Genomic DNA, 12,732 nt, shown 5'->3' on the forward strand with positions numbered 1-12,732 from the left:
TCGGCAGAGGTTCACCCCTGCGCCGCAGGGCCAAGCATCTTGCCGAAGAAGCGATCCACCATGCGCTTCGGCAGGAGCCGCGGCAAGGTGTATTCGCGGAACTTGTTGGGGATGACCTCGTAGCGGAGCTTCGGCTTCGATGCGGTCATGGCGTGCCACACCGCATCCGTAACGCGCGACGCAGGCAGGCCGCGGCGACCCATTTTCAGCATCTCCTCGCGGAACCTCGGCAGGCCCGCGCCGTAGGGCGTGTTGCGGTACTGCTCCATGTCCTGCTGTTCGCCCTTGTCCCAGATGGGCGTGACGATCGCACCCGGTGCGACGATGCTGACCTCGATGCCAAACATCAGCAGCTCGCGGCGCAACGATTCCGACATACCGTTCAGAGCGTGCTTGGAGGCGCAGTACGCGCCCATGAATGGAAAGCCGTTGCTGCCGGCAACCGAGGAGATCTGCGAAATGCGTCCGGGCCGGCCCTGCCGCGTCCTGTCCACGCCCAGCAGGGGAGCGAACGCCTGGGTCACTCGCATGGGTCCGAGCACGTTGACCTCCTGCTGGTAGAGCATCTCTTCGGGCTTGAGGTACAGCATGGGCCCGGAGACGACCAGGCCCGCGTTGTTGATAAGGCCGTCCAGCGTGCGGTTGCCCAGTGCAGCCGCCACCTCTGCGGCCGCAGCCGCGATGGCCGGTCCGTCGGTTACGTCGAAATGGAGAGGCGTAACGCCGAGTTCGCGCTGCAGACGGTCGCCGTCCGCCGCCTTGCGTACGCTGCCAAACACCTGCCATCCTGCCTTGGCAAAGCGCTCCGCGATGCTGTACCCGATACCAGTCGATGCGCCCGTGATCACGATGGTTCTGCCGTCCATTGCCCGCCTCCGTCTCAACTTCTGTACACCTTACACCTTCAAGGTGTACGCCGTACAACATCTTCGATGAGAGCTGTCGCAGGCGGATGCAAAGAAAGTAAGATGGTGCCGTGCCCGCAGTTGCCAAGACCGATCGCGACACCATCTTGCAAGCAGCCTTGCTGCGCCTTCGCCGGGATGGGCTCGCAGGGCTGTCATTGCGGGCGTTGGCCGCGGACGTGGGCATCGCAACCAATGCCCTGTACCACTACTTTCCGAGCCGTTCGCACCTGGAGAACGCTTTATCGGAGGAGGCAGCGCGACGCCTGCTCGCCGCTCTGCAGCGTGGAACGGCAACGCGCCGAATCGACGAGTCGCGCGAAGGCTCGAAGGCCGCTGCCGCGGAACGCATTCGCGCGCTGGCGGCCGGGTACCTGCGCTTTGCACGGCGTGAGCCGCACCTGTACGCGGCGATGCTGCAAGGACCCTGCGAGCCGGGCGAATCCAACGCGAACCATGCCGCGCTATGGAACTTTGTGTGTGAGACCGCCGGCGTTCTGCACGGCGACAAGCGCGCGGACAGCGCAGCCATGAGCCTGTGGGCTTTGCTGCACGGCGCAGTCGCGCTGCAGCAGGCAGGCGCGCTGGCCGGGGTCAAAGCCGGGGACTGCGTCCGCTTTGGCCTGGATGCGTGGATCGCGTCTCCATAGACCGGACGATGCCTCCTGCTGCGCGCACCGCCTAAACTAGAGCCATGCTCTTCCCCGCCACGCGCATGCGCCGTCTTCGCCGTTCCACCGCCATGCGCTCGCTGGTGCGCGAAACGCATCTGCGGCCCTCACAACTCATCTATCCGCTCTTCATCTGCCCCGGCGAGGGCGTGCGCAAGCCCATCGGCTCCATGCCAGGTGTCTTCAATCTGTCGATCGACGAAGCTCTGAAGGAAGCCGCAGAATGCGTGGAGCTCGGCATCGGCGGCCTCCTGCTCTTCGGCCTGCCTGAGTCGAAAGACGAGACCGGCTCCGGTGCCTACGCCGACGACGGCATCGTGCAGCAGGCCCTGCGCGCCTTCAAGGCGAACCGCGCACTCGACCCGCTCGTGCTCATCGCCGACGTGTGCCTGTGTGAGTACACCAGCCACGGCCACTGCGGCGTTCTCGTCCATGAGCGCGGCGAGGTCCATGTGCACAACGATCAGTCGCTGCCGCTGCTGGCACGCGCCGCAGCATCGCTGGCCGCCGCCGGTGCCGACATCGTCGCGCCCAGCGACATGATGGACGGCCGCGTCGCCGCCATGCGCGAGGCGCTCGACGTCGCCGGCCACCACGACACGCCGATCATGAGCTACGCCGCCAAGTTCGCCTCCGCCTTCTACGGCCCGTTCCGCGAGGCCGCCGATTCCACGCCACAAGAGGGTGACCGCCGCGGCTACCAGATGGACAGCGCCAACGGCCGCGAAGCCATGCGCGAGATCGAAGGCGACATCGCCGAGGGCGCCGACATGCTCCTGATGAAGCCCGCCGGGCCGTACCTCGACATCATCCGCGCCGCGCGCGACCGCTTCGACCTGCCCATGGGCGCCTACCAGGTCTCCGGCGAATACAGCATGCTGCACGCCGCCTTCGAACGCGGCTGGCTCGACCGCGACCGCGCCATGCTCGAGTCACTGCTCGGCATCCGCCGCGCCGGCGCCGACTTCATCGTCACCTACTTCGCCAAAGACGCCGCCCGCCTGCTGGGCTAAGCACAAAAGCTCTTGCCCAGGCCGTGGCATCCAATACACTAATTCCAGGTCCAGGGCGCATGAGCAATAACGAAAACACGCTGCAAACGATCAAGCTGGCGATCCAGGACATCGTCGCGCCCGAGGTCCGAGAGCTGAAGGTCGAACTCAAGGCTCTCAGCCACCGTATGGATCAACTGGAACACCGCATGGACCAGCTGGAACGCCGCATGGAAGACCGGTTTGCCTTGGCTGAGCGGCGCATGGACGAACGCGCAGAGGCAGCCAACGCCCGGGCCGACGCGCAGTTTCAGGCCATTCTTGCCGCCATCGCGCGAAGCTCCGCCGAAAACGAGCTGATGGTCTACAAACAGGTGACGCCGTTGGCTCAGCGTATTGCCGCGCTGGAAGCCGCCCGCCCTGCGGCATAGCTCCTGACAAGACGACACAAGAGGGTCTGAGCGGTAGATGGTCTCCCGGCATCGCTAGCCACCCATATCACGTCTAATCCTCTGATGATTCCGAAAGACAATGAACCCGCACGCTTGCGGGAGACCAGCGCGCTGGCGCTGGAGTGGGAACGCCTTCGCGAGACGATCGCCGGGCGCACGCAATCGCCGCTGGGCCGCGCCCGCGTTCTGGCGATGGAGCCCGGCCGCGACCTGCGCACCATCGAACAGCAGCAGCAGCTTGCGCAGGAGATGGGCCGCTACCTCGCCGTGGGCGGCGACTTCGGCTTCGGCGGCCTCTTCGACGCCAACTCGCTGCTCGATAAGGCACGTATCACCGGCGCATCGCTCGAGCCGCTGGAGATCCGCCGCATCGCCGAACTCGCCGAGCACATCAGCGACTGGAAGCAGTTGATCACCGAGCCGCCCGAAGGTCTCGCGGACCAGTGGCCCGCCGTTACAGCCCTCTCCGCGCCCGTGGCCGCCACCAACTTTTATCGCCTCTTGCAGCTAGTCAGCGGCAAAATCGAAGCCGACGGCTCGCTCAGCGATGAAGCCTCGCCCGAGCTCGCCCGCATCCGACGCGCCGCAGAGCGCCAGCACAAAGCCATTGAAGACTCCTTGCGCCGCCAGCTTCGCGCCGTAGCCGACGCCGGCGGAGCGCAGGACGAGCTGATCACCGTGCGTGGCGAGCGCTTCGTCATCCCCGTCAAGACCGAGTTCCGCAAGCGCGTTCCCGGCGTCGTGCACGGCTCCTCGTCCTCCGGCCAGACCGTCTTCGTCGAACCCATGGAAACGATCGAGCAGAACAACGAGCTCGTGCGCCTCCTGGACGAAGAGCAGGCTGAGATCCATCGCATCCTCGTCGCCATGACCGAGGCCATCGGCGAGCAGGCCGGCTCCATCGCGCGCGGTACTGAAGTTCTGGCGCAGATCGAAACACACCTGGCCGTCGCGAAGTTCGCGCGCGACCTGCGCTGCGTGCGCCCCACCTTCACCGATGGCAAGCCACACCGCGACGAAGACGGCAAGGAACTTCCCGCACTCTCGCTGGAAGCAGCGCGCCACCCCTTGCTGGAACAGCGCATGCTCGCCGAGCGACGCGAAGCCGCACGCACCCGGCGCGAACGCGAAGAGGCCACCAGCGGCATCGTTCCGCTCACGATCGCCCTGCCCGGCACGGCCAAGCAGCTCATCATCAGCGGCCCCAACACGGGAGGCAAGACTGTCGCGCTCAAGACCGTGGGCCTGCTCGCGCTCATGGCGCAGGCGGGCCTGCCCGTGCCCGCCGCGGCAGCGCGCCTGCCCATCTTCTCTGCCGTCTACGCCGACATCGGCGACGCGCAGTCGATCGAGCGCAACCTCTCCACCTTCTCCGCGCACATCACCAACGTGAACCGCATCGCGCGCGAGGCCGACAACCGCGCCCTCGTACTGCTCGACGAACTCGGCGCCGCCACCGACCCCGAAGAAGGCGCAGCACTCGCGGTCGCCATCAGCGAACGCTTCCTGCAGATGGGCGCCTGGTCGCTCATCACCACGCACCTCACCTCGCTGAAGATCTACGCCGCCAAGCACACCGGCGTGGTCAACGCCGCAGTCGGCTTCGACGAAAAGACACTCGCGCCCACCTACGAACTGCGCCTTGGCGTACCCGGCGCATCGTCGGGTATCAACATCGCCGAACGCCTCGGGCTCGATCCCGCGATGATCCGCGCCGCACGCGGCTCCGTCACGACCCAGTCGGCAGATATCGCGCGTTTTCTCGACGAACTGCACCAGCAGTTGACCACCGTCGCAGCCGAGCGCGAACAGATCCGCCTGCGCGAGCAGGAGGTCGAGCGCGAGCGGCGCCGCCTCGAAATCGAAGGCCGGCAGGAGCAGCGCAATCGCGCCCGCGAGCTCGAAGTGAAGCTCGCCTCGCTGATGAAGGACTTCGAGTTCCAGATGCGCGACTCGCTCAAGGCCGTCGAAGACAAGGGCACGCAACAGAAGCTCAAGGGTGAGGCCGACCGCCGCATCGCCCGCCTGAAGCGCGAGTTCCAGGAAAGCTTCAACCAGACCGTCGTCGCACACGTGACCGGCGCCGACAAGCAGGACAAGAACGCGCAGCCGCACGTCGTCAATGAGATCAGCGTAGGCGATATGGTCATGCTGCGCAGCATGGGCCGCGAAGCCCGCGTCGACCGCCAGGTCAACTCCGGCACCTTCGAGGTCTCCATCGGCCCCATGAAGATGCGTGTGCCCAAGGACGACATTGCGCAGGTGACGAAAGCCGCGCCGAAGCAGAACCCGATCCAGGCCGCGCGCGGCCGCGGCATCAACGTGGTCGCGCGCGAGTCCGACCTGGTTCCCGGCGAGATCAACGTGATCGGCCGCACCGCCGACGAAGCCCGCGACGAAGTCGAACGCTTCGTCGACCAGGCCTTCCTCGCCGGCCGGCCCAGCATTCGCGTCGTGCACGGCACCGGCATGGGCGTCTTGCGTCGCACCCTGCGCGACTACCTGCGCAAACACCCGCACGTGGTCAGCGTCACCGAACCGCCCTACAACGAAGGCGGCCAGGGCGCCACGCTGGTCGAACTCCGCAGCTAGCGATCACCTAGAGAACGGCGCATACTACACGCGGGGCCTACCAACGTCCGCCCTGATCGACGAAGCACCGCAGGAGTAGAGCCGTGGCCCAACGCTGCACCCATCTCGACCACATCCACAACGTGAAGCCACACACCCACGGCTGCGAAGAGTGCCTCAAGATGGGCGATACCTGGGTGCACCTGCGCCTGTGCCTGGAGTGCGGCCACGTGGGCTGTTGCGATTCGTCGAAGAACAAGCACGCGACCAAGCACTTCCACGCAACGGAACACCCGATCATGCGCTCCATCGAACCCGGCGAAACGTGGGGCTGGTGCTACATCGACGAGGTTGGCCTGAATCTCGCGTAGGACGCATCCCAGCGCCCCGGTGCGAGACAGAATCCAGAGTAGCTGCTGCATCTCACCTGCTCTATGCCGGTTCTGGATTGGTTACTCGGGAAGCCCCTCGCCTCAGAAGAAGACAGCGAACAGCGCGTCGGCGTTCTCACCGGCGTGCCCTCGTTCGGCCTGGACGCGCTGGGCTCCGCCGCCTACGGTCCTGAAGCCGCGCTGACCCTGCTCATCCCGGCCGCGGCCGCGGGCATCGCCTACGTGATGCCGATCAGCCTGATCATCATCGCGCTGCTCGCAATCGTCTTCTTCTCCTACCGCCAGACCATTGACGCCTATCCGCAGGGCGGCGGTTCGTACACCGTTGCGAGTGAAAACCTGGGCCAGAACCTGGGCCTGCTCGCCGGCGCCGCACTCATGCTCGATTACCTGCTGGATGTCGGTGTCGGCATCTCCACCGGCGTGGGCGCGCTGGTGTCTGCTGTGCCCCGCTTGCAGCCACACACGCTCGGCCTTTGTCTGGTCATCCTCGTTCTACTCACGGTCATCAGCCTGCGTGGCGTCCGGGAAAACGGCATGATCTACACCGTTCCCACGTATTACTTCATTGCGTGCATGGTCGCCATGCTCGGCTGGGGTTTCCTGAAGACGCTGGGCCACGCGCACCCCGTTCCGGTCGTTGCGCCGCCTTCTGTGCACACGCAACACGCCATTGCCGCCGTAAGCACCTGGCTACTGATCCGGGCCTTTGCCGGCGGCTGCACGGCCCTGACCGGGGTGGAGGCGGTGTCCAACGGTGTCTCCGCATTTCGTGATCCCGCCAACGTCACCGCCAAACGTACGTTGACCGTCATCGTCATCCTGCTGGGCGTGTTTCTGTACGGCATCGCGTACCTCACCCGCGCCTACGGCATTATGGCCACCGAGCCAGGCACGCCGCAGTACCAGAGCCTGCTTTCCATGCTCGCCGCCGCCATCGCCGGCAAAGGCATCTTCTACTACGCCACCATCGCGTCGGTGCTGGCGCTGCTCTCCATGTCTGCGAACACGGCCTTCACCGGCTTCCCCCGCCTCTGCCGCGCCATCGCTGAGGACGGCTTTCTGCCGCGCTTTTTTGCGATCCGCGGCCGTCGCCTGGTTTACCACGAGGGCATTCTCGTTCTTGCCGTGCTCTCGGGCCTCATCCTCATCGCATTCGGCGGCGTAACCGACCGGCTGATTCCGCTGTTCGCCATCGGTGCTTTCTCGGCCTTCACGCTATCGCAGGCCGGCATGGTCATGCACTGGCGCCGCGAGCGCGGCCGTCGCTGGCCGCTTTACCTCGCGATCAACCTGGTCGGTGCCATTGCTACCGGCATCACCGTGTTTGTAGTTCTCATCGCCAAGTTCACCGAAGGCGCATGGATCACGGTACTCGCGATCCCGGTTCTGATCCTGCTGATGAAGGCGGTCCACCGCCACTATGCCCGCGTCGCGGCGGCTACCTCGATCAAACAACTGGATCTGGTTCCCGCCGATCCACCGGTCGCGGTAATCCCGGTCTCGGGCTGGAACAAAGCCTCGCAGGCTGCACTGCAGTTTGCCTGCTCGCTCACCGCGGACGTCACGGTGCTGCATGTGGAGTGCCCGGACGAGGTCGGCGAACAAACAGCCGGCGGATGGCAGCGACAACTGGACGCCGCCGCCGACAAGCACGGCAAGGCTCATCCCAGGGTCGTCAGCGTTCCATCACCGTTCCGCTTCATCACCACGCCCATCGTCAACTACGTGGTGCGCCTGCAGGGCGAGTTCCCACACCGCAAGATCGCCTTGGTCCTGCCGGACCTGATCGCGACCCACTGGTACCACTACCTGCTGCACAACCACCGCGCCACCGCCATTCGCGGCATGCTGCTGCTGCGTGGAGTCAGCAACGTTGCCATCATCAACGTCCCCTGGTACCTGCCGCAGTAGCTCTTCGGATGTTGCAGAGCACGAAGCCGCCTTCCAACGAACTTGCAAAAGAAAAGGCGGGGCAAGCGCCCCGCCTTCTTCCACTAGCCCCGACACACTACCGGCTCGCTGCGAGGCCCGTGAAGCGGCGGCGCATGCTGCCCGCCAGCGCAACCACGCCCGTGCCCAGCATCAGCAGCGACGACGGTTCCGGGGTCGCCGCAGTTGCTGCCGGCGTCACGTTGATGGTGAAGCTCTGCGTGCCCAGCGCGGTGTTGTCCGGCCCACCATCCAGTTCGACCGATCCAATGAAGCTGTTCGCCGCAGTGTTCGCGGGCACGGTCACCGTAAACAGAACATCGGTGTAGCTGTCGCCCGGGTTTAGGGTGAATGGCCAGTTGCCCATCGTGAACGAGCTCGGGTCGATGAAGAAGCTGTTTGCAGGGTTCAGCTGGAACGAAAGGCTGTTCAGATCTTCCGAACCCATGTTGGTAAGGGGTGCTGACGCCGTCGCGTTGAACGACAGCGTGCCGCCGGCAGAAGTGACGCTCTGCACCGGGTTGTTGATCGTTAACGTGACGGAGTCGGCACGGGCTGCGGCAGAAGCGAACAGCAACACAGCAACGGAAGCAAGACGAAAACGCATGGTGTACCTCTCGGAGAAGAAAGTGCCGAGCGAGAGTCGACTCTCGCCCGGGTGGAGGGAATTGCTAAATCAGCCAGTTCTGACTAGGGCAGCACAAGGCGCTGTGCCAGCGTGAAGCTGCCAGTGGAGTAGGTGCCACGAATCGTCTCAGAGCTGCGCGATCCGCTGGTCCCCGCCGAAGCCGGGAAGGAGATCGTCATCGTCTGCGAGCCACCTGCCGGGATGTCGCCAAACTGCAGCGGCAGTGCCGAGTTGGTGTTCGTGGTGCCCAGCACTGCGCCCGTCACCTGCACCGACTGCGCCGTTGCCGAACCGGAGTTCGTCACCGTCACCGCCATCAGGTAGGAGCCGTCCGTCTGCTTGCTCAGCGCGGTCGTGACCGTAGCCTTCGCCTGCGCCGCCGGCACCGACAGGTAGCCCACAATGCCGTCGTGATCGGACGAAGCCTCCGGACGCGATGCATCGTTGCGGAAGATCACCGGGAAGTCCGCATTCCAGTGCGCCGGCTGCGTGGTGATGGAGCCCGCAATGTCTTGCGTGACCAGGAAGTGATCGATGCTCTGCGCGTAGCCGTTGAAGACGTATGAGTACGCGCCGCTGGACACGTTGGTCGGAGCCGCATCCACCAGCACCGGGTTCACCAGGCCGGTTGCACCCGCGACCACATCCTGCGATGCCGGTGCCGGGTTGCCGCGAATTACGCCCATGGAATCGACCAGGCCGTCGTTCACGTCGAAGGCATTGAAGTCGCCCACCACGATCACGTGCTCGCCGTTGGCCTGATAGCCCTGCACCAGGTTTGCCAGGTACTCGGCCTGCGCCTCACGCTTCGCACGAACCGTCGCGCCAGTAGCCGAATCGGTGATGCTGTTGAGCGAACGAAGGTGGTTGACGATGACGGTCACCGGATAGTCGGCCGCGCCGCTGCCACGCTTCACACCCGCGTGCAACACCAACGGCGGACGATCGTTCAGAATCGCCTGCGATCCGGTCGGCGTGGTGTACTGCGTGCTCTTGCCGAACTGGTCGACGCTCACCACGTCGATCTTCGACGGCTTCACCAGGAACGCCACATTGATGCCACTGGGGTCGTTGCCCTGCACCAGGTACGGCTGGTACTGCGGATCCGCCTGACCCGCTGCGACCGCGTCCGCACTGATCTTGTTGCTCAGGTCGGTCAGCGTCTGCAGGTTTTCCATCTCCTCAAGTGCGAGAATGTCCGGCGAGTTCAGCACGTTACGGATGCCGAGCGATGCCTTGCTCAGACGCAACTGGTACGCCGCCGGCGTGACCGTGACCGCACCCGCGGTGTCGGCGGTGGCGTTGTAGAAGCGCTCCATGTTCTGGTCGCCAATGCTGATCTGGCCTGCCGTTGCAGCCGGAGCAGGCACGATCGTCATGCCGTTCGACGCAACGGTCGGACGGTTCGCCGCGTCCAGGATCAGTCCCGGGTTGCCGCTGTAGTCCGTCACGTCGATCACGCCCGTCACGTTGTTCAGCACGGTGCCGGTCGTCACGTTCAACACACCGGCTGCGTTGCTGCCGGCCAGCGAGTCGATCAGGAACGTCTCCGGATCGTCGTCGAAGCGCGGAATCGAGAGTGGCTGCGACGCGGTGAAGGCGTCACGCACTTCCAGCCCCGGCTCGCGGGTCGGCCGCGGCAGGCCGGAGATCTCTCCCCAGAACTGGCCGTTGGAGGTATAGGTCTCCGCCGTCTCAGTCAGGTTGCCGTCGGTGGGCTGCGTCACCGTGATGCTGGGTGCCGTCACGCGCATGCCCTGCAGGTACAGCAACTGCTGCACGCCGCCGCTTGGGCTGGGCAGGGTGGAGCTGAGCGTCACCGCGCTCGGCAGCGTGTTGCTGGTGGTCAGCACGCTGAAGCCGGTGGGCTTGTTCAGCTCCGCACCCGGGAACGCGGCGGTCGACGGATACAGGGTCACGGTACCGGACACCTGCACTTCATTGCCCACAACCGCGCCGGTCGGCACCTGGCCGGAACCGGTGTACACGAGGATGCCTTCCGGCGTGTGCGAATCGCTGTCGGCCTCGCTGTCGCGCGCCTGGATGAAGTAGCCGTTGCTGATCACGCTGGTGACAATGCCGTGCGTCATCACAACCTGGCCGCTGTACGGAGACGTTCCCGGAGTGCTGCCCTGGATGGTGTGGATCGGCACAAACGCGACTGGAGCCGTGACCGTAAGTGTGGCGGTCGCCGTCCCCGACATCATGCCGGAGTTGGTCCCCCTGACCGTGACCTGGTAGGTGTTCGCAGCCTCGGAAGAAGGCACAGCCACCGTGTAGCTGTAAATGCCGTCATTTGCGGTCACGTCACCGTTGCTGCCGTCGTCGTACAGCATTTGCGTCGTGGAACCGACCAGGGCGCTCAGGTCGGCTACGACCGAAAGGCCTCTCGTGCCCGATACCGTCAACAACGAGGACTGGCCCGCGTTCACGCTGGACGGGTTGAAGGCCGCGTTGGAGAGGATCGTGCCCCCAGTGGAGCAGGAGGTCGGCGCCGCGGACGAATTGCGCGCCGGCGTGGAAGTCAGTGCGAAATCCGTGGCGTTGTTGTCGCCATCCACGCAGGCATTGGTGCGTGAAATGGGCTGCGACAGCGAAGGAGCAGTGGCGCGCGCGGCCTCGTAGCAGTTCGCCGTGGTGCCGTAGCCCACAAAGTCGACGTAATTTGTCGGGCAACCGGAGGCATTCGAGAGCGCCGTGGTCGAGTTCGTCACGTAGATGCGGCCTGCGGTAGCACCCATCGCCAGGTTGGAGCTGGTCTGGTCGGCGGCGTTCGTCAACGCCACGCCATTGGTGCCCGGGGTCGCCTGGACCAGGTAACGCTGGCCCGGCTGCAGGATCACAGTGCCCTGCACGGGGCTGATGACCGGATTTGACGTGGCAGAAGCGGCGGCAGAGAAGTACTGCAGCGCCCAACCGGAAATATTCACCGGCGAGTTGGACAGATTGAACAGCTCAACGTAGTCGGCGTTGTAGGTCGCTCCGCTGTTGCCGCCAGCCGTGTACACCTGGCTGATGACGACGGTCGAAGAAGCGGCGTGCATCTGGCCAGCAGCAAACAGGAAGGCAGGAAGCGCAGCAAAGACGCAAAACCGCCTGCGAAGGGCGCGGGAAGGTTGGGGGAGCATGCGAAGATTCTACCCAGCGTTCGCTGTCTTGATCTCAACATCACGTGAATCTTGTCGCAGAAAGCGCAACGAACCCACCCGATAACACAGACAACTTAGTGGCAAGTAAGTTGTGGCGGAAAACGACTTATCTGCACCTAACTAGGTGCACAAAGATTCAGCAAATGGAAAGGCCCTTCCGTTGTACGGAAGGGCCTTCTTAGCCAAGGAACTTGTGTCCCCAAGAGGGGTGAACACCGGTTCTCTCAAGCGAGCTGCAATTATGCAGTCATTGCCTTGCGACGGCGAGCCATCATGCCGGCTGCGCTGACCAGGCCGGTGCCAAGCAGCATCAGGCTGTTCGGTTCCGGGGTCGCGGCAACCGAGGTCTCCTGGATGTAGCCGGTCACGCTGGCAGTCTGGCCGGGAGTGATCGATACGTTGTTCAGGTTCAGCGTGAAGCTGCCGGTCAGAACACCGTTGTCAAAGGTGTAGCCCCTGCTGCTCGGGCTGAACACCACAGTCGCGCCGCCATCAGCCGGAGCGGTGACCGAACCCTGCACCAGGGCGCTGAAGGTCGAGCTCTGACCGTTGTTGATGCCCGTCGGGTTGGTGAACGTGATCATCAGCGAGAAGGGGTCGTTCGTGAACGTCGCGTTGCCGGTGTTCAGCGTGAACGTACCGAAGTTCGCACCGTTGCCACCAATGGCCAGGTAGCCACTGTTGCTGGTGGTGTTGTTGAACGAACCGCTGTTGTACGACAGGGTCTGATCACTCGTTCCGCCGCCGGTAAAGGAACCCGAGGTCGAGCCGGTGAAGGTCATGGTGTCGGCCTTGGCAACAGAGGTGCCGAGAACGAGAGCTGCGGCGATAACGCCGGTCTTGAGGAAGGAGGTGTTGAAACGCATTTGTAGTACTCCTGGGAAGAGTGGTGGAAGGGTAGTCAAGGCAGTGTTGGAAGCTTTCCGCCGGTAGCCAATGAGCGCAAATTTCTTGTCGGTGCAATTGCTGGATAAGTGATCTTGCTTACACCTCACTTACTCATTGGTAAGTGATGGCCTAGCAGCACATCTCAACAACTC

At 64.3% G+C, this 12,732-nt stretch carries 10 protein-coding genes; 6 read left to right on the forward strand and 4 right to left on the reverse strand.

The window, feature by feature from the left end:
• Window positions 1-11 precede the first annotated feature (11 nt).
• Window positions 12-866 carry an SDR family oxidoreductase gene (locus OHL12_RS12650; RefSeq protein ID WP_263414177.1) on the reverse strand — a complete coding sequence of 285 codons (855 nt, stop codon included), beginning with the start codon at window positions 864-866 and terminating at the stop codon, window positions 12-14.
• Window positions 867-976: 110 nt separating this feature from the next.
• On the opposite strand from OHL12_RS12650, the gene OHL12_RS12655 reads away from it, so the two are divergent.
• The 6 genes from OHL12_RS12655 to OHL12_RS12680 all read left to right on the forward strand — a co-directional run bounded on the left by OHL12_RS12655 (window position 977) and on the right by OHL12_RS12680 (window position 7,897).
• A complete protein-coding gene (locus tag OHL12_RS12655; RefSeq protein WP_263414178.1) occupies window positions 977-1,555 on the forward strand; it encodes a TetR/AcrR family transcriptional regulator in 579 nt (192 codons plus the stop codon).
• Between the two features lie 44 nt (window positions 1,556-1,599).
• The gene (gene hemB / locus OHL12_RS12660) at window positions 1,600-2,589 is read left to right on the forward strand and encodes a porphobilinogen synthase (RefSeq protein WP_263414179.1); all 990 of its coding nucleotides are present in this window, start codon (window positions 1,600-1,602) and stop codon (window positions 2,587-2,589) included.
• Between the two features lie 59 nt (window positions 2,590-2,648).
• A complete protein-coding gene (locus OHL12_RS12665) occupies window positions 2,649-2,999 on the forward strand; it encodes a hypothetical protein (protein ID WP_263414180.1) in 351 nt (116 codons plus the stop codon).
• 84 nt (window positions 3,000-3,083) lie between these two features.
• Window positions 3,084-5,612, forward strand: a complete 2,529-nt coding sequence (locus OHL12_RS12670) for an endonuclease MutS2 (RefSeq protein WP_263414181.1) — start codon at window positions 3,084-3,086, stop codon at window positions 5,610-5,612.
• Between the two features lie 83 nt (window positions 5,613-5,695).
• Complete coding sequence (locus OHL12_RS12675) at window positions 5,696-5,962, forward strand: UBP-type zinc finger domain-containing protein (RefSeq protein ID WP_263414182.1); 267 nt, start codon at window positions 5,696-5,698, stop codon at window positions 5,960-5,962.
• Between the two features lie 63 nt (window positions 5,963-6,025).
• The gene (locus OHL12_RS12680; protein WP_263414183.1) at window positions 6,026-7,897 is read left to right on the forward strand and encodes an APC family permease; all 1,872 of its coding nucleotides are present in this window, start codon (window positions 6,026-6,028) and stop codon (window positions 7,895-7,897) included.
• Window positions 7,898-7,994: 97 nt separating this feature from the next.
• Here the strand turns inward: OHL12_RS12680 and OHL12_RS12685 are convergent, their stop codons facing one another.
• The 3 genes from OHL12_RS12685 to OHL12_RS12695 form a co-directional block, all read right to left on the reverse strand.
• On the reverse strand, window positions 7,995-8,522 hold the full coding sequence (locus OHL12_RS12685) for a PEP-CTERM sorting domain-containing protein (protein WP_263414184.1): 528 nt from the start codon (window positions 8,520-8,522) through the stop codon (window positions 7,995-7,997).
• 83 nt (window positions 8,523-8,605) lie between these two features.
• Window positions 8,606-11,671, reverse strand: coding sequence for a lamin tail domain-containing protein (locus OHL12_RS12690; protein WP_263414185.1), 3,066 nt, complete (start codon window positions 11,669-11,671; stop codon window positions 8,606-8,608).
• Between the two features lie 260 nt (window positions 11,672-11,931).
• Complete coding sequence (locus OHL12_RS12695; protein WP_263414186.1) at window positions 11,932-12,558, reverse strand: PEP-CTERM sorting domain-containing protein; 627 nt, start codon at window positions 12,556-12,558, stop codon at window positions 11,932-11,934.
• Window positions 12,559-12,732 lie beyond the last annotated feature (174 nt).

Origin of the sequence: Terriglobus aquaticus (assembly GCF_025685415.1) — a bacterium.
GTDB lineage: Bacteria > Acidobacteriota > Terriglobia > Terriglobales > Acidobacteriaceae > Terriglobus > Terriglobus aquaticus.

Coding starts and splice junctions, on each gene's coding strand:
- OHL12_RS12690 (WP_263414185.1), bottom strand. CDS start 11,671: ATGCTCCCCCAACCTTCCCGCGCCCTTCGCAGGCGGTTTTGCGTCTTT.
- OHL12_RS12695 (WP_263414186.1), bottom strand. CDS start 12,558: ATGCGTTTCAACACCTCCTTCCTCAAGACCGGCGTTATCGCCGCAGCT.
- hemB (WP_263414179.1), top strand. CDS start 1,600: ATGCTCTTCCCCGCCACGCGCATGCGCCGTCTTCGCCGTTCCACCGCC.
- OHL12_RS12670 (WP_263414181.1), top strand. CDS start 3,084: ATGATTCCGAAAGACAATGAACCCGCACGCTTGCGGGAGACCAGCGCG.
- OHL12_RS12685 (WP_263414184.1), bottom strand. CDS start 8,522: ATGCGTTTTCGTCTTGCTTCCGTTGCTGTGTTGCTGTTCGCTTCTGCC.
- OHL12_RS12650 (WP_263414177.1), bottom strand. CDS start 866: ATGGACGGCAGAACCATCGTGATCACGGGCGCATCGACTGGTATCGGG.
- OHL12_RS12665 (WP_263414180.1), top strand. CDS start 2,649: ATGAGCAATAACGAAAACACGCTGCAAACGATCAAGCTGGCGATCCAG.
- OHL12_RS12680 (WP_263414183.1), top strand. CDS start 6,026: ATGCCGGTTCTGGATTGGTTACTCGGGAAGCCCCTCGCCTCAGAAGAA.